The sequence below is a fragment of the Pseudomonas sp. F220 genome (assembly GCF_057813935.1).
The window spans coordinates 1-21,312 of sequence record NZ_JBVASJ010000057.1; the positions used below are offsets into that span (position 1 = coordinate 1).

Annotated in this window: 20 protein-coding genes and 1 pseudogene; 16 read left to right on the forward strand and 5 right to left on the reverse strand. The window is 58.3% G+C overall.

The window, feature by feature from the left end; genetic code table 11:
* Nucleotides 1–111: 111 nt before the first annotated feature.
* The 7 genes from ACZYSM_RS27610 to ACZYSM_RS27640 all read left to right on the forward strand — a co-directional run bounded on the left by ACZYSM_RS27610 (nt 112) and on the right by ACZYSM_RS27640 (nt 7,353).
* A complete protein-coding gene (locus ACZYSM_RS27610) occupies nt 112–423 on the forward strand; it encodes a hypothetical protein (RefSeq protein ID WP_489076609.1) in 312 nt (103 codons plus the stop codon).
* 184 nt (nt 424–607) lie between these two features.
* On the forward strand, nt 608–1,624 hold the full coding sequence (locus ACZYSM_RS27615; RefSeq protein ID WP_489076611.1) for an ABC transporter permease: 1,017 nt from the start codon (nt 608–610) through the stop codon (nt 1,622–1,624).
* Nucleotides 1,621–2,505 (forward strand): ABC transporter permease, encoded by an 885-nt coding sequence (locus tag ACZYSM_RS27620; protein ID WP_489076613.1) that lies wholly within the window; start codon nt 1,621–1,623, stop codon nt 2,503–2,505. The genes ACZYSM_RS27615 and ACZYSM_RS27620 overlap by 4 nt, the downstream gene beginning before the upstream one ends.
* A complete protein-coding gene (locus ACZYSM_RS27625) occupies nt 2,505–3,536 on the forward strand; it encodes an ABC transporter ATP-binding protein (RefSeq protein WP_489076615.1) in 1,032 nt (343 codons plus the stop codon). The genes ACZYSM_RS27620 and ACZYSM_RS27625 overlap by 1 nt, the downstream gene beginning before the upstream one ends.
* 24 nt (nt 3,537–3,560) lie before the next feature.
* Nucleotides 3,561–4,517, forward strand: a complete 957-nt coding sequence (locus ACZYSM_RS27630; RefSeq protein ID WP_489076617.1) for an ABC transporter ATP-binding protein — start codon at nt 3,561–3,563, stop codon at nt 4,515–4,517.
* Between the two features lie 6 nt (nt 4,518–4,523).
* Nucleotides 4,524–5,762 carry a serine hydrolase domain-containing protein gene (locus tag ACZYSM_RS27635; RefSeq protein ID WP_489076619.1) on the forward strand — a complete coding sequence of 413 codons (1,239 nt, stop codon included), beginning with the start codon at nt 4,524–4,526 and terminating at the stop codon, nt 5,760–5,762.
* A gap of 730 nt (nt 5,763–6,492) precedes the next feature.
* Complete coding sequence (locus ACZYSM_RS27640) at nt 6,493–7,353, forward strand: CAP domain-containing protein (protein ID WP_489076621.1); 861 nt, start codon at nt 6,493–6,495, stop codon at nt 7,351–7,353.
* Nucleotides 7,354–7,643: 290 nt separating this feature from the next.
* Here ACZYSM_RS27640 and ACZYSM_RS27645 read toward each other — a convergent pair whose 3' ends face one another.
* From ACZYSM_RS27645 to ACZYSM_RS27655, 3 genes are all read right to left on the reverse strand, one after another.
* Entirely contained in the window at nt 7,644–8,186 is a 543-nt protein-coding gene (locus ACZYSM_RS27645) for a histidine phosphatase family protein (RefSeq protein ID WP_489076623.1), read from the reverse strand.
* A gap of 173 nt (nt 8,187–8,359) precedes the next feature.
* Nucleotides 8,360–9,427: an SDR family oxidoreductase gene (locus ACZYSM_RS27650; protein ID WP_489076625.1), complete on the reverse strand. Its 1,068-nt coding sequence runs from the start codon at nt 9,425–9,427 to the stop codon at nt 8,360–8,362.
* A gap of 3 nt (nt 9,428–9,430) precedes the next feature.
* On the reverse strand, nt 9,431–9,850 hold the full coding sequence (locus ACZYSM_RS27655; protein WP_489076627.1) for an ester cyclase: 420 nt from the start codon (nt 9,848–9,850) through the stop codon (nt 9,431–9,433).
* A gap of 121 nt (nt 9,851–9,971) precedes the next feature.
* On the opposite strand from ACZYSM_RS27655, the gene ACZYSM_RS27660 reads away from it, so the two are divergent.
* On the forward strand, nt 9,972–10,886 hold the full coding sequence (locus tag ACZYSM_RS27660) for a LysR family transcriptional regulator (protein ID WP_489076629.1): 915 nt from the start codon (nt 9,972–9,974) through the stop codon (nt 10,884–10,886).
* A gap of 255 nt (nt 10,887–11,141) precedes the next feature.
* Here ACZYSM_RS27660 and ACZYSM_RS27665 read toward each other — a convergent pair whose 3' ends face one another.
* The gene (locus ACZYSM_RS27665; protein ID WP_489076631.1) at nt 11,142–11,624 is read right to left on the reverse strand and encodes a lipocalin-like domain-containing protein; all 483 of its coding nucleotides are present in this window, start codon (nt 11,622–11,624) and stop codon (nt 11,142–11,144) included.
* 450 nt (nt 11,625–12,074) lie between these two features.
* Here ACZYSM_RS27665 and ACZYSM_RS27670 point away from each other — a divergent pair, with 450 nt between their 5' ends.
* Entirely contained in the window at nt 12,075–12,836 is a 762-nt protein-coding gene (locus ACZYSM_RS27670; RefSeq protein ID WP_489076633.1) for a tetratricopeptide repeat protein, read from the forward strand.
* Between the two features lie 247 nt (nt 12,837–13,083).
* Here ACZYSM_RS27670 and ACZYSM_RS27675 read toward each other — a convergent pair.
* Nucleotides 13,084–13,275 (reverse strand): annotated as a pseudogene (locus tag ACZYSM_RS27675) (integrase); the annotation flags it as partial.
* 153 nt (nt 13,276–13,428) lie between these two features.
* Between ACZYSM_RS27675 and ACZYSM_RS27680 the strand changes: the two are divergent.
* From ACZYSM_RS27680 to ACZYSM_RS27710, 7 genes are all read left to right on the forward strand, one after another.
* The gene (locus ACZYSM_RS27680) at nt 13,429–13,773 is read left to right on the forward strand and encodes a cupin domain-containing protein (RefSeq protein ID WP_489076635.1); all 345 of its coding nucleotides are present in this window, start codon (nt 13,429–13,431) and stop codon (nt 13,771–13,773) included.
* Between the two features lie 469 nt (nt 13,774–14,242).
* Entirely contained in the window at nt 14,243–14,863 is a 621-nt protein-coding gene (locus tag ACZYSM_RS27685) for a cell wall hydrolase (protein WP_489076637.1), read from the forward strand.
* Nucleotides 14,864–15,038: 175 nt separating this feature from the next.
* Nucleotides 15,039–16,208 carry an aromatic ring-hydroxylating oxygenase subunit alpha gene (locus tag ACZYSM_RS27690; protein ID WP_489076639.1) on the forward strand — a complete coding sequence of 390 codons (1,170 nt, stop codon included), beginning with the start codon at nt 15,039–15,041 and terminating at the stop codon, nt 16,206–16,208.
* A 109-nt stretch (nt 16,209–16,317) separates the two neighbouring features.
* Nucleotides 16,318–17,979: a choline dehydrogenase gene (locus tag ACZYSM_RS27695; protein ID WP_489076641.1), complete on the forward strand. Its 1,662-nt coding sequence runs from the start codon at nt 16,318–16,320 to the stop codon at nt 17,977–17,979.
* A gap of 37 nt (nt 17,980–18,016) precedes the next feature.
* Complete coding sequence (locus tag ACZYSM_RS27700; RefSeq protein ID WP_489076643.1) at nt 18,017–19,093, forward strand: GlxA family transcriptional regulator; 1,077 nt, start codon at nt 18,017–18,019, stop codon at nt 19,091–19,093.
* A 411-nt stretch (nt 19,094–19,504) separates the two neighbouring features.
* Nucleotides 19,505–20,065, forward strand: a complete 561-nt coding sequence (locus ACZYSM_RS27705) for a P-loop NTPase family protein (protein ID WP_489076645.1) — start codon at nt 19,505–19,507, stop codon at nt 20,063–20,065.
* A gap of 419 nt (nt 20,066–20,484) precedes the next feature.
* Nucleotides 20,485–21,312, forward strand: an 828-nt coding sequence (locus ACZYSM_RS27710) for an AraC family transcriptional regulator (protein ID WP_489076647.1), incomplete at its 3' end; no start/stop codon positions are given.

Here is a 21,312-nt window from a genome sequence, read left to right on the forward strand (position 1 = left end):
TGCCGGTGTATTCGAGTTCGGAGAAGGTCTTCTGCACGCGCGTAACGCTCACGGAGAGGGTGGTTGGTTGAAGGTACTCAGTGTGCCAAGGGTGGGGACGGTTGGCTATTTTTGCAGCGTCTCCCTAGCGATTGGCTGTTCAGCGAGTTCCATACCGAGAAAACGACGCTGTTCAATCTGTCGCACTACAGCAACGCCAGATTTGATCAGTTGATCGAAGAGGGTGCGGCGCTAGAAGGCAGTGATCGGGCCCAGGCCACTGAAAAGTACGTGCAGGCCCAGCAGCAATTGGTCAAGGACGCTCCTGCGATCTGGTACGCCGACCTGCAGCAGATACGCGTCTCCCGCAAAGACATCGAGGGTATGCAGAAGAGCCTGAATCCTGCGTATGAGGCGATCTTCTACTATGGCTTGCGCCGTTAGTTGTGAATTGTCCCGGGTGAAGTTGCACTCGCCGCGTCACCTTTGATTCGCCACGCCACTGGATAAACCGGGCAAGTCAGTCAACTTTCCTGGTTGCTTCCTCAAGGTTTGATAAACCTTGAGGGCTCTATGTTGGGCGCAATAAGTCAGAGTCAAGTTCAGTTAGCCACAAGGGGTATTCCAAATGGCGAAGTTTATAGCGCAGCGATTGACGATGATGTTCTTCATTCTTCTGGGAGTGTTGACCATCACCTTCGCGCTGAGCCGGGCTCTTCCCGGTTCGCCGGTAGAGATGATGCTGGGGAACCATCCCACGGCAGAGCAAATTGCTGTCGCACGCACGGCGCTGGGGCTGGATAAGCCGCTACCGATCCAGTATTTGAATTACATCGGTGGTCTGATCCAGGGCGATTTTGGCACCAGTTTGCGCACCGGACGGCCGGTGCTGGAGGAAGTGACCAGGCGGGTTGGCGCGACCTTTGAACTGACATTCCTAGCGATGTTCTGGGTGGTGGTGCTGGGGGTGCCAATCGGTGTGATCTCCGCGGCGCGGCAGAACTCAGTGATCGACAATGCGGCACGAGCGGGGTCCATCGCCGGGATGGCGTTCCCGGTGTTCATCCTGGCCATGGGCTTGCAGCTGGTGTTCTACGGCAAGCTTAACTGGCTGCCCCTGCAAGGGCGTATCGATGCTTCCATTCTTCTCGATAGCCCCTTTGAGCGCGTGACGGGCTTCTACCTGATCGACACCCTGCTGGCCGGCAACTTCGCCGCACTGTGGAGCGCCATCAAACACCTGACGCTACCCGTGCTCACCCTGGTCATCGTGACCTTGGCCACTGTCACCCGGATCACCCGCAACATGATGGTGGAGGTGCTTTCCGAGGAGTACATCCGTACGGCCGTTTCTTACGGTGTGCCCAAGTGGCGTATCCATTACGCCTATGCCCTGAAGGCGACGATGATCCCGCTGCTGACCGTGGTCGGCCTGACCTTCGGTTACCTGCTCGGTGGTGCTGTGGTCGTGGAGTTCGTTTTCGACTGGCCCGGCCTGGGCGGCTTCGTGGTGTTTTCGATTGCCCAGAATGACTTCCCCGCCGTGATGGGAGCCACCTTGGTGCTAGCCACTGCTTATCTGTCGATCAACCTGATTGTTGATCTCTTGTATCACCTTGTTGATCCGAGGTTGCGAGTCCAATGAGTATCCAAGACGTTTCCCTGTCCATGCACTCGCGAGCCCCGTCATGGCGTATCAAGGCCCGGGCGTTTGCCAGCGATAACAAGTTGTTTGTATTCGGTGCGCTGTTATTGCTGATGATCATCCTGGTGGCACTGTTCGCGTCCTGGCTTGCGCCTTATGAGCCGAACAAGATTGTCTTTTCCCAGAAGTTGCTCGCACCCAGTTGGGAGCATTGGATGGGCACCGACGAGTTTGGTCGCGACATCCTTTCACGGGTGCTGTACGGCGCACGCACCTCGCTGATCATCGGGGTGACCGTGACCCTGATTGCCATGCTGATCGGGATTCCGCTGGGGCTGGTGTCCGGTTACTTCGGTGGTCGCGTCGACACCTTGCTGATGCGTTTTTCCGATGTGTTCCTGGCCTTTCCGCCGCTGTTGTTGCCGATCGCGATCACCGCTGCGCTGGGGTCGGGGTTGGCCAACGCCATGCTGGCGCTGGCGGTCTCCTGGTCGCCCTGGTATGCGCGGATCATGCGCGGTGCGGTGGTCCGGGTTCGTTCGGAAACCTACATCCAGGCCGCCCGTTCCATGGGTGTCAGTCACGGCCGTATCCTGCTGCGCCATGTCCTGCCCAATGCCACCACGCCTGTGATCGTGCAGGGCTCCATGGACTTTGGTTACACCATTCTTGCGGCTGCCTCGCTGAGCTTTATCGGGCTGGGGGCCAAGCCCCCCATGGTCGAGTGGGGGCTGATGGCGGCGGCGTCGCGCTCGCAGTTCCTGGAGAGCCCCTGGACGGTGCTGTTTCCCGGGCTGGCGATTTTTGTCCTGGTGCTGGCCGTGAACCTGGTGGGTGATGGTCTGCGCGATGTGCTCGATCCGAAAAAGGGGACTCGCTGATGATCGACCAATCCTTGCAACACCCTGCACTCGAGCGTCTCGCCGCTACGCATACCGATGCTGCTGAAGACCTTGTGCTGGAAGTGGAAGGGCTGACGGTGTCCTTCCCCGGTTTGTTCCAGACCGTCAAAGCCGTGCGCGGCATCGACCTGAAGGTCAAGCGCGGCGAGATTCTAGGGCTGGTGGGGGAGTCGGGCTCGGGCAAGTCGATGACGGCGATGTCCTGTCTGGGATTGATGCCTGAGTCAGCCCGGCTGGGAGGTTGCGTCAGGGTGGCGGGACAGCAGGTCAACGGCGCGTCGCAGTCACAGCTGGCCGCTTTGCGGGGCGGTGGCGCGGCGATGATCTTCCAGAATCCGATGAAGGCGCTCAACCCGTTCTTCACCGTCGGGCGGCAGATGTGCGATGTGATCGGCTGCCATCGGCCGCTCGGCAAGGCACAAATACGTGCCGAGGCTCAGAGCGCGCTGGAGGCGGTGAGCATGCCCGATCCCCATCTGGCGCTGAACAAGTACCCGCACCAGATGTCCGGCGGTCAGCTGCAGCGGGTGGTGATCGCCATGGCGCTGGCCTGTCGGCCGAAATTGCTCATAGCCGATGAGCCGACCACCGCGCTGGATGTGACGGTACAGGCGCAGATCATCGCCCTGCTGCGCAAGCTGGCACGAGAGCAGGACCTGGCGATTCTGTTTATCACCCACGACCTGGGTGTCGTGGCCTCGCTCTGCGACCGGGTGGCGGTGATGTATGCCGGCGAAGTGGTGGAGAGCGGCCCGGTGGGCCAGGTGTTCAAGCGACCTGCGCACCCCTACACCCTGAAGTTGATGGGCACCGTGCCCAAGTTGGGACAGGGCCGACAGTCCCTGGACTTCATCCCGGGGCAGGTGCCGAACATGGCGGCTCCGCCGGCAGGCTGCGCCTTCAACCCGCGCTGTGAGCGGGCCACCGAACGCTGCCATCAGGCCGCCCCGAGCGTGACCATCGGCAAGGGGCACTGGGCGGCTTGCCACAACACGTTAGTCACGGAGTGAGGCTTCTTTGAAAGGTAAACGGCTATGAATAACAACAAACAGCCCGCACTGCTGAGCGTGAATCAGTTGCACAAAACCTTCGCCACTCGCAATGGCCTGGTGACCGCCATCGACCATATCAGTCTTGAGGTCCAGGTAGGTGAAACGGTCGCGCTGGTGGGGGAGTCCGGTTGTGGGAAAAGTACGGTAGCGGCGACCTTGCTGGGTCTGCTGCCACACGACGGTGGGCAGATTATGGTCGAGGGTCGGTCGCTGCCGACCGATGCCAAGGCGCGTGGCAAAAGTTTGGGCATGGTGTTCCAGAACCCCTATGCCTCGCTGAATCCCAAGATGACGATTAAGGCGATCATCGCCGAACCGCTGAAGATTGCCTTTGGTCTGCGCGGCAGCGCCTTGCACACACGCATTCTCACGCTGTTGGGCCATGTGGGGATGGGCGAGGAGCACCTGGACCGCTACCCCCATGAGTTTTCCGGCGGCCAGCTACAGCGTATTGCCATCGCCCGAGCACTGGCGCTGGAGTCAAAACTGCTGATTCTGGATGAGCCTACAGCGGCGCTGGATGTGTCGGTCCAGGCCCAGGTGTTGCAACTGCTCAAGGCACTCCAGACAGCCAATGGCCTTAGCTACCTGTTCATCAGTCACGACCTGGCGACGGTTGAGTACCTGGCGCAACAGGTGCTGGTGATGTATCTGGGGCGCATTGTCGAGGCCGGGGCCGTCGAGCAGGTATTCGGCAATCCTCGTCATCCCTATACCCGTGCGTTACTCAATTCAGTGCCCTCTATCGACCCGGACCGTCGCGACCAGCTGCAAACGCTGAGCGGCGAGATCCCCAGTCCGTTGCACCGTCCTGCCGGATGCCACTTCGCGCCCAGATGTCCACGGGCCAGTGAACGTTGTCGCCGAGAGATACCGGATGAGACCCAGGCTCACGGTCACCGCTTTTCTTGCCACCACCCTCTGAACGATGAGAACTGAATTCATATGTACGATAAAAAAGATATGACCGCGCCAGGTATTGGTTATCAGGATTTAAGGCTGATGGAGGGCTATCCACCGCCCCAGGAAAAACAGATCGGCCAGCATAACTGGGACAGTCCGCCTTATAACCGCTGGTCGTTCCAACACATGAGTCAGCTGTTTCCGGTTGCCGCGATTCATCGTAGTCCTGAGGCGGTCATCGAGTTCGAGCGAAACGAACGCTCGCTGGACGGCGTACGTTTCCAGCGGGTTGACGGTGGCAAAACCGATCTGGCGACCTTCTTGACTGACAGCTATACCGATGGTTTTTTGGTGCTCCACCGAGGCAGGGTGGTCTCGGAGCAGTACTTCAACGGTATGCAACCGCACACGTTGCATCTGTTGCAATCGGTATCCAAGACCATCATCGGCAGTTTGGTAGGCAGGTTGATCGGTCAGGGCAGGATCGATCCGCGAGCACAGGTCAGCCACTATGTGCCCGAGCTTTCGGCAAGCGGTTATGGCGATGCACGCATACAGGATTTGCTGGATATGCGCACGGGAGTGAGATTCAGGGAGGACTACACCGATCCGGATGCTGAATTCATCCAGTTGGATATCGCCTCGGGCTGGCGTGAACGGGGGGAGCGAAAGTCACCTGACAGCATTTATGGTTTGTTGAAAGCGCTGGACAAAAACCGCGAGCATGGCCAGTTCTTCGAGTATCGCTCGGTGGATACCGATATGTTGGCCTGGGTCTGTGAGCGGGCCTGCGGCGAGCGGCTCCCTGTTTTGCTGAGCCGGGAAATCTGGTCCAGGCTGGGGGCAGAACAAGACGCGAGTGTCACCCTGGATTGTGTTGGAACCGCATTGGCCGATGGCGGGATGAGCGCCACGCTGCGTGATCTGGGGCGCTTTGCCCAGATGTACCTGCAAGGTGGACGTTTCAATGGCCAGCAGATTGTTCCAGAGGACTTTGTTCGTGCTTGTGGTCGTGGGTCTACACCGGCTTTTGAGGTCCTTTATGGCCACTATGTCAAACACTTTCCTGACGCCGCCTATAGCAATCAGTGCTGGGTGCTGGACAGTGAGCAGGGCATCTATTCGGCACGCGGTGTATTTGGGCAAAGTATCTATTGGGATCCATCGTCTGAAGTGGCAATCGTAAAACTTTCCAGCTGGCCGGATTTCATCAATCCAGAATGGACGGTGAATACCTTCCGTGCTTGTGCCGCTGTGGTTGAAGAGCTGCAACGCAGCTGACGCGGGAGTATGAATGACCAAGGCTTGGCAGGCACCTCCCAGCCTTGGTGAAGAGGTGCCATGTGCAGCCTCGTTATATCGTACGACCCTGTTCATGGCCGCACCTGCGACACCACCAACCCCAACTGCTGCTCCCGTGCGCTGCTCAACGCCTACGCAAATTCACCTGCGCACCAGCTGAGCCAACCGAACATTGATCAATGCTTTTTGCGAGTTGAACAGTGAGCGTTGTGCGTTGAGAAACACCAAGTTGATATCCAGGCCCATTAACTCGACAACGAACGGTCTTTGCTGCTGGAGCGGCGAATGGCCGCTCCTGGCCGAGGCTGTGTAAAAACGATTTAGAGCAGGTTTGACGGTCAGAGCCAGAACGAAAATCGCGTTCCTACGCAAAATTCAGGTCTGCAGATTAACCAAGCACCGGCAGATTTTATGTAGCAACACAGACTTCAAAACGGTGCCTGCGTTTTTACACAACCTGGGCCGATTCCTGCCTGTCATGAATGGCAGATAACGACCCCTGTCGCGCGACCGACAGAAATGGCCAGCAGCGGACGCACTGCTCCAACAGTAAATTTGTACCCTTTGCTCGTGAACCTTGTGTTGGGCCCGCAGTCTTAGCCCAGCCTTGGAATCCACTTGCCAGCAAATACAGCGAAGCGCTTCTCCGGTCATTCCTCTGCCCCTTTATTGCCATTACCGTCGTCATCCCATCAGAGCCGTCCGCCTCATGCGCCAAACCGTCTGCTGCTCCCGCTTTGTCTCGCTCTGCCTCATTCCTTTGCTCCCCCTACTCGCCAGTCCCGCCCATGCCAGCGGGGAAAGGCTACTGGTGGAGAACATCAACGACTACCGCGCCCACCCACATCGCTGCGCGGGACGCGCAGGCCAGGCCTTGGCGCCGCTGGTGCTGAAGTCAAACCTGGCCTTGCCGATCAGCTATGACGGCCCTTTGCGGGAGGGGTTGAAAGATAACGGCTATCAGCCGTTGTCGGTGTGGACCATCCGCCTGGTTGACGCGCAGGATGCCGAGAAGGCTTTTGACATGCTCAAAAGCAACTACTGCGGGGCGCTGGTCGATAGCCAGTTCGCCGATATCGGCGTCAGTCGCGCCCGGAATGAGTGGCGTGTGGTGCTGTCGCGGCCTGTGCTCGACAGTCATACGGGCGATGGGCGAACAGCAAGTAAGGAGTTGCTGGCAGAGGTCAATGCGGCACGGGCGAGGCCACAGCTGTGTGGTCATCAGCGCTTCGCCGCCGCACGGCCGTTAGCCTGGAGTCCCGCCTTGGGGGCCGCGGCGCAAGGGCACAGCAAGGCGATGGCTTACGGCAATTACTTCGCGCACCAGGACCCCGACGGTGAAATGCCGGCGGATCGGGCGCGGGCCGCCGGCTACCGTGGTCGGCAGATCGGCGAGAACATCGCCGCAGGGCAAGGCTCACCGAGCAAAGCGATGGCAGGCTGGCTGGCCAGCCCCGGGCATTGCGCCAACCTGATGAACCCGATGTTTACCCAGGTGGGCGCGGCCTATGCCACGGACGCGCGTAGCGACGAGGGCGTTTACTGGACGATGCTGTTCGGCGCGCCCTGAGTGGTGGTCACTGACCTGCTGCGTGTTGGCGCTACTGCGTTGGAATGCCACTGGGCCAGGCAACCCTGCAGTTTGTCTTCAATCTCATGACGGTCACAGGTCTGCTCACATCCTCACTTCCTGCCTACGTCAGTGCGGTGGACCTACCGGCGGTGTAAAAGAGCCGTAAACGCCTCAAAACTCCTTGAGCCGGTGCCGGGTAGCCGTGCGCTCAGTTGGCTGACGGTGAAAGCAGTGCTGCATTTAGCACGAGATCATGGATGGCATCTCTGTCGCTCAATTGGCACCTTTTATACACCGCCATATTGATACACCGTCGCACTCCAATACTGGCTGCCGTTACGCTTTTCACGAGTCCATCCGTCTGCCACCAGCTGTTTGGCGATCATTCGATTCATAAAACCATGACCGAGCAGCAGAACCGGTCCTTCGCTGGCAAGGGACTGCAGTCGTTGAGCTGCCTTGCTGGCGCGCATCCTCGCAGTGCCGGCGGATTCGACTCTGCGTGAGTAACCGCACAACCATAAGACTCGAAGGATAAATGCCCAGGTAAACGGCGATAGCCGTGGCAGTTTCCAGTGACCATAAGGCAGTTGCGCTTCACAGAAAAGCGCGTCGACGAGGGCGGGCTTCAGGCCGAGCGCTTGGACTGAGGTCAGCGCACGAGGCGCGCTGCTTGAGACAATCACCGTGGCGGTTGCGGCGAGTTGCATGCTGGCATCCGGGACGGGTTGGTTGGTAATTTCGGACCGGTTGTATTGTTCGATCCAGTCTTTCATATCGAGCGCTGAGATTTTGTCGGTTGCGACCAGCTTCGGCTGGCCGTGACGCATCAGGATTATTTCCCTGTTCACAATATGTTTACGTCCTTGTCCTGGTGTGCGGTGAATGTGGAAGAAGTGCGGTTCCGGGCACTTAAGGTTTGACTCTCGTGCCAGCACAAAACCGCACAATGAGACGCGAGACTATCGGCTTTGGGGCTCGACGGTAAACCCGTCTCCGAAAGTCAGTCGTCGGCCATGACGGATGTGCGTTTTTCCTGCGACGCAGGCGCACTGTGGTTTTCAAACCAATCGTGATCGCGGTACCACGCCACGGTGTCGGTGATGGTCAGCTCTAGCGCCCGGAAACTCAGGCCAAGCTCTTGTTCACTCTTGCTGTGGTTGAAACAGGTGCGGTCCTTCTCTCGTACCAGCAGGCGCAACGTTGCCATGCTCAAGAGAATGGGCTTGCCGGTAATACGTGCATAGATCTCCTGCACAGCTGCCAAGGTGTATAGAAAGGGGAGCGGTAGTTGTCGAACGGGTGTCTTGACGCCCGCTATACGTCCAAGAACAGGCACCAGCTCACGCATTGTCATATGCCTGCCCGCCGCGAGATAACGCTCACCTCGCCGACCATGTTTGGCTGCGGCAATCTGCGCCAATGCCACATCGCGGGCATCGACAACGGAGAAGCTACCGGGGATCAGTCCGGGCAATTTGCCGTGCACGACGTCGTTAACCAACTGTCCCGAGGAGGTCGGGCCAATGTCGCCAGGGCCCCACATCCAGCCAGGCAGGACCATGCAGGCATGCATCTCGGGATGGAGTTCCAGGAACGACAAGACGACACGGTCGGCGAGGATCTTGCTGCGGTAGTAGTCATCCGCGTCGGCGTCGGCCCGCAAACATGTCTCATCGATGGACGTGCCAGGTGCACCGTCGAGCACGGCAATGGAAGACGTATGGATGAACCGTCGTATACCGGCGCGGTAGGCCTGGTTAAGCAGGTGCCGCGTACCAGACACATTAATCTTTTCGAGCTCCTTCCAGTGGCTGCCGCCCTTGTAGTTGTCGCGAAAGAACGCCGCGGTGTGAAACACCGTATCGCAGCCTTGCAGCGACGCTGCGAATGCGTCGACGTCGGCCATGTCCCCAACGACCAGTTCCACACCCGGCAGATTGTTGAACTGCTGTTCACCTTTGGCTCTTGAACGGACCAGGGCTTTGACCGCGCAGCGACGAGCGACTAATTCACGCACCAGGTTGTTGCCCAACAAGCCGGTTGCACCAGTAACGAATGCGATGTGCATGGCTCAACCCTCACGCGGATCGGTTAACGGTATCAACACTGCACTGTCGAAGAAGGCCTCTTCACGGATGGCCAGCCCGTCTCTGAAGGTGAAGTGTGCGGCGTAGTGCACGGTAATATGGCGTCCATGGGGTGGAATCACCCGGCCTGGCAGCACCAAGGGTGCGGCGAAGGTGCCGGTCAGGAAGGCAGTCAGCGCCAAACGATCGTCACCGACGGCGAATGGGCTGAAGGTCACTTGGGCATCGGGGAACGCTTCGAACAATGCGGTCTCTCGTTTGCGCATGCATTCGCGACCGGTTTGTATCCCCATGCCATCGAGGTAGATAAAGTCTTCGCAAACCAGCGCAAGCATCGCCTCCACATCACGGCGATTGAAGGCACTGGCGGCACGTTCCGCATAGTCGTTGGGGCCAGTCGTCATACAGTCCATTCCATTCCATTCGTTTCGAGGGCCTGTAGATATACCTTTGAGGCCTCTCCCGAAAAACAGCGACTACTGCATAATGGATTTGCACATATGCAGACCAGGGAGGATATGACGCATGGCGTTGCAAGCAAATTGGGACGATCTTCGTCTGCTGTTGGCAGTCTCGCGGCGTGGCAGCTTTCTTCAAGCTGGCCAGTTGCTGGGTATCGCGGCGTCTACCGTGTCCCGCCGGTTGACCCAACTTGAGGGCGCACTGGGCGAGCCACTCGTCGAGCGGGGCGTTGAAGGATGCTGGTTGACCTCGCGGGGCCAATCCCTCGTGGAAGTTGCCCTGGCGGCGGAAGAGGGCTTGAGGCGTCAAACCGTTGCTGGCATGTCCGGGCTACACACAGAGCTATTTGGCAGTGTCCTGGTCAGTGCAGGAGAGGGGTTCTCGTCTTGCGTGCTGGAGGCCGCGAGTCGCTTCACCTCTATTCACCCGCGTTGCTCGGTGGAGTTGCTGGTAACAGCCGACTTTCACAAGATCGTCCGCGGCGTCGCAGACATTGCTGTACGCACAGCTCATCTGGGCGAGCCGTCACTGATTTATCGACCAATAGGCAGGCTCGCCTACGGTGTCTTCGCCGATGCAGGTTATCTGAAGCGGTTTCCAGGGGTGACTCCGGCCACTGCGGTCAATATTGCCTTGCTTCCTCCGCTGGACATGTTGCCGCAAATGCGTGCGGCAAAGGCCGCGGGTCTGGAACGCGCGCAGATCAGCGTGAACTCGTTCGCGGTACAGCTCGAGTCGGTGAGGCGAGGTATGGGGGTGGCAGTACTGCCGCGTATTCTGGCGAAGGACCTGATCGAGTTGTTCCCGGATCTCCAACTTCCAGATATGGAGGTCTATCTGGTGACCCGGCCTCAGGCATTGAAACAGGCCCACATCAAATGTTTTTTTGCCATCCTGGAGCAGGTGCTGCTCGAAACCCTTTCCATAGAAACTGTCGAAGGTTACCTCTTGGAGGGGCGACTCGAAATGGGCGCATAAGGCAGCTTGCAGGTTGTACGGTTATGGTGGAAAAACAATCAGAACTGCGGTCGCAGCCCTTGTCTGGCGAGAAAAGAGGAGGACCGCGTTTGGCTGTGGATTCAACCGGTCGATGCAACAGATTGGCTAAATCGTTCAGCGGGATTGATGAAGTCGATGCCGCTAGGCCCCGTCCGCCGGAAAGGCTGATCGGAAACACCAGCCCCACATGCTCGGGGCTGCGGCATGCAACAACGAACTCGCTTCAGCGCAATGCTACTTGACGCGCTTCCAGACTACGTCATTCGGGGCACCGCCGCCCGATGGTGCGATGACAGTATAGGTCAGTCGATCCCCAGAAACCTTGAACGCCCGCTTGAACGTACTGCCGTCGTAATTCGGGAATGTGCTGGCCTCGACGTTGAATGTAATGGTTTTGTCGTTCGCGTCCACCGTGTACTTGCCGAAATGCGCGATGCTGCCGCCTACGATTGCCTTATTTTCCTCTGCGGTCCCATTGACTCGCGTACCCGCGGCGACTTTCGGCAGCGTCGCGCGTGCGAGGATGATGGAATAGTAGCCGTCCGGTCCCAGTATCAGCTGGCCGCGCGGATTGTCGCCGAACTGCGCGGCCGAGACGGGAGTATAAGTGCCGACGACGCTCTTGGCGTCCTGCGCGACTGCGTTCCCGGTAGACAATGCGAATGCCGCGATCAGCAGCGAAGCAGAAACGGCGGAAAGGTAGTTGCTGTTATTCATGGTCATCCTCGCAGGTGTTTTGGTGCCACGGGCTCATACCCCAAGCGTCCTTAAAGAGGGTAGGTGAGTTAGAGCACATTAGAGGGGACGTGGTCGAACTTTGTCTCGGTGCATCGCATCGAGAAGGCAAGCGGCCGCTCTCTCCTGCTTAATTCCGTACGAATTGTTTTGCAAATCGTGGAACGAACCTATCCGGCTTTCACCCGTACCCACTACTACATCCAGGGTGCTGATGGGCACCGCACGAACTACCTGTCTGTCTATGTGGGGTGCGTTCACTATGGATCTATGCTGACTGTCCGCTCTTGGTTGTGGATTCAACCGGCCGTTGCAGCGGGAACTTCAGGGTACTGGCCAGGTCAATAGGGGCCCTGTATCGGAGATGCCGAGCAGCACTGGTGGCCTGTTTTATGGCAGTGCCGTCCGAGATCAGCCGAGTCCGCCCCCCTGATGCCAACCAAGAGTTTTCTGCCGGGTCTCATCCTTGTGTTCTGCGCCGTCGCGTCGCTTTGCTCGGTTGCTGCCGAGCGAAGAGCGCCCTCGCAAAGTAACAGCGCATCAACCACCCTAATCGAAACCGCCTCGCGGCAGTATGAAAATGGCCAGTTGGACCAAGCCGCTGCCACGCTGGAGCGTGCCCTGCATATCCAGCCGAACAATCCCGCGACGCTGCATTACCTCGGTGTGTTGCGTCTTCAGCAGGGGCAGTACCAGCAGGCAGAAACGTTGGCGGCGCGCTCGAACATGGGGGTTGGTCGCAACGTCGAGTTACGCAACCGCAACTTCCAATTGATCCAGGCGGCGCAGCAAGCCCAGGCTTCGAGTACCCCACCCAACACCAAAGATCTGGTTGCAGTACAGAAGGGTCTGGAAGAGGGAGCCGAAAGGCGCCGCGAAGCAGAAATGGCCGCTGCTGAACAATCCACTCTGGACACTGGGCGCCACGCTGGCACCTTCGCTCGCGCAGAGGCGGAGCGGGTATCGGATTTGCCAACGGCTGGCAGGCCTCGGCCCGAAGGAGAATTGCAAGTGGCTTCCGTCGAGCCAGTGCCCGCGTACGATGAGGTTGAGATTCCCCGCGGCCATTGGCCGCCTCCGGGTAAATGCCGAATCTGGTTTCCTGATCGCCCGCCGGGGCATCAACCCGCACCCGGCAGCTGCAAGAAGCTGCGATATCGGGTTCCGTTAGGAGCCTACCTGGTGCACGGTTGAGTTTCTGAGTGTCCTTCTGGCCGGTTAGCGACGGTCCAGCTTCGACCGTCGCATTGAATGGTCAGACTTCCGTCTGTTCCGCCATTTCCAGGGCATCATCGACCTCTATTCCCAGGTATCTAACTGTGCTTTCAAAATGGGAATTTGTAAGTGGGAGGTATCACATGCCTTTATCCGTGGGATCTATGCCGTTGTGATTGTCATATTACGAAGCCTCCAGAACCGTTCGGGTTTGCTCAGTGATTTAAAATTGCACTGGGCGCTGAGTTTTCTGCTGCATCACGATGGCTCGTGACGACACATGTTCCCCATGGGCTATGTCCCGTACACGCAGCTTGGTTAAGTCACAGGCTCGCAGCTTGCTGTCGATAGCCAAGTTGAAGAGAGCCAGATCCCATGTCTTCTCCGCGAGTTGGAGTCTTACCCGAATGGCCCAGATATCTCTGAGTCGAAGTGGAGCTTTCTGCCCGACTAGTTTTCCCTTGTTCCAAGGTTGATGATTGCAAACGACCCCTTGTCGCCTCTCGACTCATCACACCTTTTAGGGTGTCTACTTCTAGCTAGGCCCTGTATGTACAGAGAGGAGCGCGCGATGAGCAACGAACAGGTGGCACCTGAGACGAAAGGAGTTACGGTGAGTTTACTTGCAACGATTGACCTTGGCCCTGAGATCGAGGGCATGGCAGGGCGCCAACTGAGAATGCGTAGGGTGACCATCGAGCCTGGAGGCGTCTTCGGGCCGATTCACAACCATAAAGACAGACCAGGCACCGTCTACATACTGCAAGGAACGATCACGGACCATCGAAATGGAGTCGCCACGGACTATGGGCCAGGAGTGGGCTGGCCCGAGGATAGGAACACCACACACTGGCTTGAGAACAGAGGAACGATTCCGGCGGTGGAGATCTCGGTCGATATTGTCAGGCAAGAGTAAGCTCAGGCCCGACATCTAACACCGTCGGGCCTAACGCGCGGCTCAACCGGAGGTGCTTCAGTCGGCTTCGTCTCCTTTCGCGCACCGGTTAGCCACAACGTTATTAATGGCTGCTGTTCGATTCACACCGGCCTCACTTGTGCAGAAGACTTAGAGCTTTTGTATGTCCACTTCTGGCCGATTTCTGCCTGTCGCATGACAGGTCGGTCTGTGTAAATTTTGCCAGTCGCGATGACCCGAATCGACCCGTTTCGGCCGGTCAGGGTGATGCGAAGCGGCCATTAATGGCCAGTGAGTTCAGCGGACAACAAAAGTGCAGCTGGTTGCCAGTCTGTTGGAATGATTTGACTCTTACAGTGTCGATTTAATAAAGGGACGTCGCCACCATGGCGCACCAGTCGACGCATTACAGAAGCGGATTTCTATTGCGAAACGCTGGGTCAAATTGGTTCAGTCAGAAGGTTCGGCCATGCGCCTCCTATGGATAGCAACCTGCTTCGCAGTAACCCTTCTCGGGGGGCAGGTGATCGCGGCTGACCAGGAGCAAAAAAAGGAAGCGGCTGTGGACAAGGCGCAGGTCCTGGAGCAGAAAGCCGCGGCCAAGGAGAACGTGACATCTGCGCCTAAGGCCGAGGCCATCACGCCATCCGAAGTGCAGGCGGTCGATCCGGCAGGTAAAGCGCCTTTGGACGAAACAATTACCTGTCTTTCGCGCACCATTTACTGGGAAGCCAAAGGTGGGTCACCTGCCGACATGGAAGCCGTCGCCAGCGTTGTCTTGAACCGACTGGGCCATGAGGGCTTTCCAGGCACGGTTTGCGAGGTGGTCAAGCAAGGCTCTGAAAAGCATGCCTGTCAGTTTTCGTGGTGGTGTAATGGGCGCTCGGATCATGTAGATGAGGACGCCCCCTACACGATTGCCAAGGAAATAGCGCGAAAAGCACTCAACCAACAACTAACGGACCGAACCCATGGCGCTATGTATTTCCATGGCAGACATGTGAAGCCCCACTGGGCCAGGAAATACATCAAGACAGCCGAGACCGGCAAGTTTCTCTTCTATAAGCCTCACGACGATACAGCGCGGTAGGCCTTCAATCTCATTGTCTCAAGCATTTACAGAATCATCGGGCCTATACGGCCATTTGATACTTTGCGCTGGCAACTGGTCGTTTTCCGTCAATATCAGCGCTTCCATGCGCCCTAGATTACCTCCCAAGCAAGCTGCTGTGCCGTGCAGTCAGCCGCTCTGAGGAGATCAACCCATGCAATCCATCGATACTCTGAAGCCCCAGGACCAGAAAGGCGACTGGGACCAACAGGATCCCGAAGAAGCCTTCACCTTGCCTTCGCGTTATTTCTTCGATGAGACGCTGTTCAAGGCCGAACGAGACAATATTTTCATGCGTGCCTGGCATGTGGCGGGGCATAAGAGCGAGTTCAGTGAGCCGGGCCAATACGTTGTCTGTGATCTCTTTGATCAGAGCATCGTAGTCGCCAGAAACATGCAGGGGGAAATCCGCGCGTTCCACAACGTCTGCCAACATCGCGGAAACCGATTGTTGGAGACACGTAGAGGCAATTCCGGTGGAGTGGTGCGCTGCGCCTATCACTCCTGGTGTTACGAGATGGATGGCAGCCTGCGCAGTGCACCGCGTTGTGAACGCATCAAGAATTTCGACAAGGAAAGCTTCAACATTCCACAAATTCGCATAGAGGAGCTTGGCGGCTTCATCTATTTCAACCTCGATTCCCAGGCGCCTGGGATGGCAGAGCTGTTCCCGGGCGCAGATGAGGAAATGCACCGGGTTTTTCCCGATCTGGACAAGATGCGTCTGATCGAGGAACAGGATGTAATCGTGCCGGCCAACTGGAAGGTGATCATGGATAACTCCATCGAGGGCTACCATTTCAAACTCTCCGGGCCTTGCCATATCGACCTGGCCAAACTGATCGACTTCAAGGGCTACACACTGGCCAAACGCGATAATTGGTGGACCTATATCGCGCCCGCCAACCTCGAGGCGCAATCCGCTTATGGCGTCGAGTTGAAAGGCGAACGCAACCCTCGGGAATGTTTCTTCAATATCGGTCTGTGGCCAAACAACACCTTCTACACCTTTCCGTATTCCGAGTTTCTCGGCACTTTCATGATGATTCCGCTGGATGCGGAACGTTCATTGTTGCGCTTCGGTTATTACTCGACGAACGAGCAGACGGCTGAAGTGAGCAAGGCCTGCATGCGCTGGATGAACGAGGACCTGGGGCCTGAGGACATCGCGCTGAACATCTCGGTGCAGAAAGGCTTGCGCTCGCAGGGCTATAGCCAGGGGCGTTACATGATCGACGCCCAGCGCAGCAATGAGAGTGAGCACTTGGTCCACCATTTCCACAGCCTGGTCTACAACGGAATTCACGGCCAGGTCGCGCGCTGAAACTGGCTTCGCAGGCTCGGTAGAGAGCTGCCGGGTTCTGCCTTTACCTGCGGCGGGCCTGTGGTTTGGCAGGCGCTGTTTATCCAGTCCCATGAGTGGAAGATGAACGATGTCCGGACACGAATACGACTATCTGATTGTGGGGGCCGGCTCGGCCGGCTGTGTGCTGGCCAACCGGTTGGGGGCGGATCCTCAGGTGAAGATCCTGGTGCTTGAAGCGGGCCCGGTGGACAGCAGCTGGACCATCGACATGCCTTCGGCCGTCGGCATGGTTGTGGGTGGGACACGGTATAACTGGAGCTACAACTCGGAGCCGGAACCCTACCTGGATGGTCGGCGGATCGGCACGCCGCGAGGGCGCACACTGGGAGGTTCATCGTCGATCAATGGCATGGTCTATGTCCGTGGTCATGCCCTCGATTACGACGGCTGGGCGCAGCAGGGCTGCAGCGGCTGGAGTTATCAGGAGGTCTTGCCCTATTTTATTCGCTCACAGAATCATGCCGAGGGCGCCGACGCCTATCGCGGTGACGCCGGGCATCTGCATGTGACGCCGGGTGACATAAACACGCCACTGTGCGCCGCCTTCGTGCAAGCGGGTGTACAGGCCGGGTACGGGCACAGCAAGGATCTCAACGGCTACCGTCAGGAAGGATTCGGTCCGGTCGACCGCACCACCCGCAAGGGCCGACGCTGGAGTACCGCCCGGGGCTATCTGGCGCAGGCACTGACGCGCGGCAATGTCACCGTCGCCACTGGCGCGCTGGCGTTACGCATTCTGTTTGAAGGGCGCCGTGCCGTTGGCATCGAGTATGAACATAATGGCCAAGTGCAACAGGCGCGTGCCCGCCGGGAGGTGCTATTGACTGCCGGTGCAATCAATTCGCCGCAGTTGCTGTTGCTTTCCGGGGTTGGCCCGGCCGACGAGCTCCGTGCATTGGGCCTGCCACCGCAGCATGATTTGCCCGGAGTGGGGCGACGATTGAACGACCACCCGGATGCCGTGGTGCAGTATCTGTGCAAACGCCCGGTCTCCATCTATCCCTGGACCAAGGCGCCGGGCAAGTGGTGGATCGGCGCACGCTGGTTTGCCAGCCACGACGGACTGGCGGCGAGTAACCATTTCGAGGCCGGCGCGTTCATTCGCTCGCGGGCCGGTGTCGAACATCCCGATCTGCAGCTGACCTTCATGCCATTGGCGGTGCAGCCGGGGAGTGTGGAACTGGTTGCGGCCCATGCCTTCCAGATTCACATCGACCTGATGCGCCCGACCAGTCTGGGGAGCGTTACCCTGAAAAGTGCCGATCCGCGCCATCCTCCGCGTATCCAGTTCAATTATCTGAAGACTGAGCAGGACCGTGCCGACATGCGCGCCGGAGCCCGATTGGTCAGGGAAATCATGGCGCAGCCGGCCATGCGCGAACTCAAGGGCGAAGAGCTGTTGCCCGGCCCGACGGCGCGCAGCGATAAAGAGCTGGACGCCTGGGCCCGACGGGTAACCGAAACTGGCTACCATGCCAGCGGTACCTGCAAAATGGGCCCATCCAGCGACCCGGAGGCTGTGGTCGACCCCGAACTGCGGGTGCATGGTCTGCAAGGGCTGAGGGTGGTCGATGCCTCGATCATGCCGATCATTGTCAGTGGCAACACCAATGCACCTACGGTGATGATTGCGGAAAAGGCCAGCGATATGATTCTCGGTCTGACGCCGCTGCCACAGGCCCGGGTTCCGGTATGGATTCATCGTCAATGGCGCAGCGAACCAAAATGATCCCGCAGAGGCAGTTTTCTACACGCAGAGGCGCAGTATGAGCAACGGATCCAGCGCGGGTGATGCACAGATCGATTCACGGATGGAGTGGCGGCGGGGCGAGGCAACACCCATGCGTATTGCCGTGTTGATGCTGCCCGCGTTTTCCAATCTGGGTCTGGCTGCAGTCCTCGAACCGTTGGCAATCGCCAACTGGCTGTCCCAGCGACCGCTGTTCGAATGGACCTTGCTGTCTCTTGACGGGCAGCCGGTGCAGGCGAGCAATGGCCTGTCCACTGTGGCGCAGGCCGCTGTCCAGACGGAGCAGGGTTTCGATATCTGCTTTGTCATTGCCAGCTTCGATGTACACAAGCACAGCCAGAACCATTTGCTGAAAAGCTGGTTGAGGAAGCAGGCACTCTTCGGCGCGGTACTGGCGGGCGTGGAAACCGGCACCGAGCTGCTCGCTGCCGCCGGGGTGCTGGATGGTTATGAGGCGGCGGTGCACTGGGACAATATGGAGGGATTTCAGGAAAGTTATCCGCGGGTACATGCCAAGTCTCAGCTCTACACATTGCAGCGCCAGCGTCTGACCTGTGCCGGCGCCACGACTACCCTGGACATGATGCTGGGTTGGTTGAAGCAAAGCATCGACAGTGACCTGGCCCGGGAAATCGCCATGCATTTGCTGATCGGGCGGGTGCGGGAGCCGGTGCACAACCAACTGGGTGATGACCAGTCCAGCACCAGCCTCTATAGCGGCAAAATGCGCCAAGCGGTGTCGCTGATGGAACAGGCACTGGAGGAACCATTGGACTGCGAGGAGATTGCCGGCAGGGTCGGGCTTTCCCAGCGACAACTGGAGCGTCAATTCAAGCACTACACCGGGCTTTCACCGCTCAAGTACTACATCGCGTTGCGTCTGGCCAAGGCCCATAGCCTGCTTCAGCAGACCAAGCTCAGTGTCGCGCAGGTCGCCGCCAGCGCCGGATTCGGCTCGCTGGAACATTTCTCCCGGGCCTACCGTGCCAGGTTCGGCTGCCCGCCGAGCGAAGATCGTCGCCAGACCTGGACGGCTCCGGTCATGCGCCAACCGCTCGGCAGGGAGCCCAGGCAGCCAACACTGAAAGATTGAACAGGCGCTCTGAGCCAGAGCGCGTCATTACATCGCACCTGCCCCCCATTGGCATGGCCACTGAACCAGTCAATTGCGTTCGTTCTGACCAGCCGTTGCATTCGACTTGACCTGCGCATGCAGCGGCGCTGATCGGCAGGGAACGGCCGATTCTGTTGAAAAAGTCGGCTTCGGTTTCCACGGCAGAAAAGTACGCGTCTGAGATTGAAATCTGTGTTTTGCGCAGAAGGTTCAGGGCTCAGATTTGACGTAGCGGCGTGCAAAAAAGACGTTTTAACCGCTCAATGCACGGGTAGCCAGGCCTGGTCGACTTTTTCAACACAATCGGCCAAAAGCGGATATTGCGCAGGTTGGCTTCTCGCCCGTCACGCGGGTGATTTACAATCCCCGGTTTGCAGCAAGGACTTGCTCGTGCAGCGCATCGTTATTTTGGGAAACTCAGGGAGTGGGAAATCAACCCTTGCGCGGCAAATAGGCAAACGCCTGAACTTGCCAGTGGTACATCTGGACACGCTGTTCTGGGAAGCCGGTTGGATAGAGCCAGATGCCGAAACGTTCCGCGCTCGGGTTCGGGATGCGGTTGCTCCGGACGCATGGATTTGTGAAGGCAATTACAGTCGGCGGACCTTCGGCTTACGGTTGCCCCGTGCAGACCTCATCATCTGGCTCGATACACCCCGTGTTACCTGTTTTGCGCGGGTCATTCTGCGCAGCATGTTGAACCGACCGCGCGCTGATCTTCCGGCAGGCTGCACAGAGAAGCTGGACAGGGCGTTCTTGACCTTTCTGAACTTCGTGTGGAATTTTGATCGGGTAAATCGTCCCGGTATCGAGGCGGTGCGTTTGGCCATCGGACCGCTGATTCCTGTCGTTCGCCTTCGGGGCGCACGGCAGATTTCCGAGTTGCTGGAAAGCTTGCTCGAGGCTCCCCTGAAGGGCCTTCCCTCGCGTACAGAAAGGATTGACGCGTGACCTCCATACCGGCAATGGCTGGATAGGTTGAAGAACAAGCAGGTGCCGGCTGGCACAGAACCCGTTGCGCAGGCTTTCTGGCTTCGTCAAGTGGGCTTGTGGTGCGATCGCCAATATCAAATTGTCGATCCGGTTACGTCAAAGGCCGAGCGAGGAGCGCTGGTGAACAAGATTCGGAACCTGGCCACGATAGGTCTCATCCGTAGCGACAGTTTTGCCCGCGTTGATGAATGACCGGTGTGAGTGACGACGGAATCTGCGCCAAAAATAGATCTGTCCCCTTTTCTCCGAACTTTACATCGCTTTGGAAGAGATCGCATGGGCCAACCCAAAACGTGCCTTGAGCAAACGCGACTAGGCGCGTTCACGCCGCTATAGTCGACTCTATTGCCGACCGTACTTCCAGGAGCCTTTTCCCAGTGTCTGACATGTCGACCAACTTCGCTTACACAAAACGCTTCAACGCTGTCCTCGCCTACATTGATGAGAATCTCGAAGGTGACCTGTCGGTGAAGACGTTGAGCCATGTGGCGAACTTTTCGGCGTTTCACTTCCATCGACAATTCACCGCGTTCGTAGGCGTGCCTGTTTCACGTTATGTGCAACTGATGCGGTTACGACGCGCGGCGCATCGCCTTGCCGCTGTCACTGATCACTCGGTATTGGAGGCCGCACTCGGTGCTGGCTTTGAAAGTCCCGAGGCATTTTGCAGGGCGTTCAGGCGGGCGTTCGGTATGACGCCGAGTGCGTTCGGGAAGGAACCGAACTGGCAGGTCTGGAATGCGGTGTTCGCAATCCCTCACTTTTCCAGGACTATCATCATGCAAATACGAATCGTGGAATTCCCTGAAGTCAGGGTCGCAGCGTTTGAACACTGCGGACCTGCCGGGCTCGTCAATGAGAGCGTGCGCAAGTTCATCGAGTGGCGTAAGCAGAGCGGACAGTCGCCGGTGGCATCGAGTCGCAGCTTTGGCATTCCCTATGGCAACCCCGATACGACACCTGCGCAAGCATTCCGCTTCGCAATCTGCGGCGAGATTCACGAGGCCGTGGCGCCGAATGAGTTCGGCGTGCGCGAGATCGTCATTCCTGGCGGCCGCTACGTCGTGGTGCGACACGTGGGGTCACCGGATCACATCGGCGAAACGATCTATCCGATTTACCGCGATTGGCTTCCTGCCAGTGGAGAGGAACTTCGTGACCAGCCGCTGTTCTTCAATTACCTGAGCGTCTATCCCGAGACACCG

Coding starts and splice junctions, on each gene's coding strand:
- ACZYSM_RS27655 (WP_489076627.1), bottom strand. CDS start 9,850: ATGACGACTGGCCCCAACGACTATGCGGAACGTGCCGCCAGTGCCTTC.
- ACZYSM_RS27635 (WP_489076619.1), top strand. CDS start 4,524: ATGTACGATAAAAAAGATATGACCGCGCCAGGTATTGGTTATCAGGAT.
- ACZYSM_RS27645 (WP_489076623.1), bottom strand. CDS start 8,186: ATGCGTCACGGCCAGCCGAAGCTGGTCGCAACCGACAAAATCTCAGCG.
- ACZYSM_RS27640 (WP_489076621.1), top strand. CDS start 6,493: ATGCGCCAAACCGTCTGCTGCTCCCGCTTTGTCTCGCTCTGCCTCATT.
- ACZYSM_RS27650 (WP_489076625.1), bottom strand. CDS start 9,427: ATGCACATCGCATTCGTTACTGGTGCAACCGGCTTGTTGGGCAACAAC.
- ACZYSM_RS27690 (WP_489076639.1), top strand. CDS start 15,039: ATGCAATCCATCGATACTCTGAAGCCCCAGGACCAGAAAGGCGACTGG.
- ACZYSM_RS27665 (WP_489076631.1), bottom strand. CDS start 11,624: ATGAATAACAGCAACTACCTTTCCGCCGTTTCTGCTTCGCTGCTGATC.
- ACZYSM_RS27660 (WP_489076629.1), top strand. CDS start 9,972: ATGGCGTTGCAAGCAAATTGGGACGATCTTCGTCTGCTGTTGGCAGTC.
- ACZYSM_RS27615 (WP_489076611.1), top strand. CDS start 608: ATGGCGAAGTTTATAGCGCAGCGATTGACGATGATGTTCTTCATTCTT.
- ACZYSM_RS27670 (WP_489076633.1), top strand. CDS start 12,075: ATGCCAACCAAGAGTTTTCTGCCGGGTCTCATCCTTGTGTTCTGCGCC.
- ACZYSM_RS27685 (WP_489076637.1), top strand. CDS start 14,243: ATGCGCCTCCTATGGATAGCAACCTGCTTCGCAGTAACCCTTCTCGGG.
- ACZYSM_RS27695 (WP_489076641.1), top strand. CDS start 16,318: ATGTCCGGACACGAATACGACTATCTGATTGTGGGGGCCGGCTCGGCC.
- ACZYSM_RS27680 (WP_489076635.1), top strand. CDS start 13,429: ATGAGCAACGAACAGGTGGCACCTGAGACGAAAGGAGTTACGGTGAGT.
- ACZYSM_RS27625 (WP_489076615.1), top strand. CDS start 2,505: ATGATCGACCAATCCTTGCAACACCCTGCACTCGAGCGTCTCGCCGCT.
- ACZYSM_RS27630 (WP_489076617.1), top strand. CDS start 3,561: ATGAATAACAACAAACAGCCCGCACTGCTGAGCGTGAATCAGTTGCAC.
- ACZYSM_RS27700 (WP_489076643.1), top strand. CDS start 18,017: ATGAGCAACGGATCCAGCGCGGGTGATGCACAGATCGATTCACGGATG.
- ACZYSM_RS27620 (WP_489076613.1), top strand. CDS start 1,621: ATGAGTATCCAAGACGTTTCCCTGTCCATGCACTCGCGAGCCCCGTCA.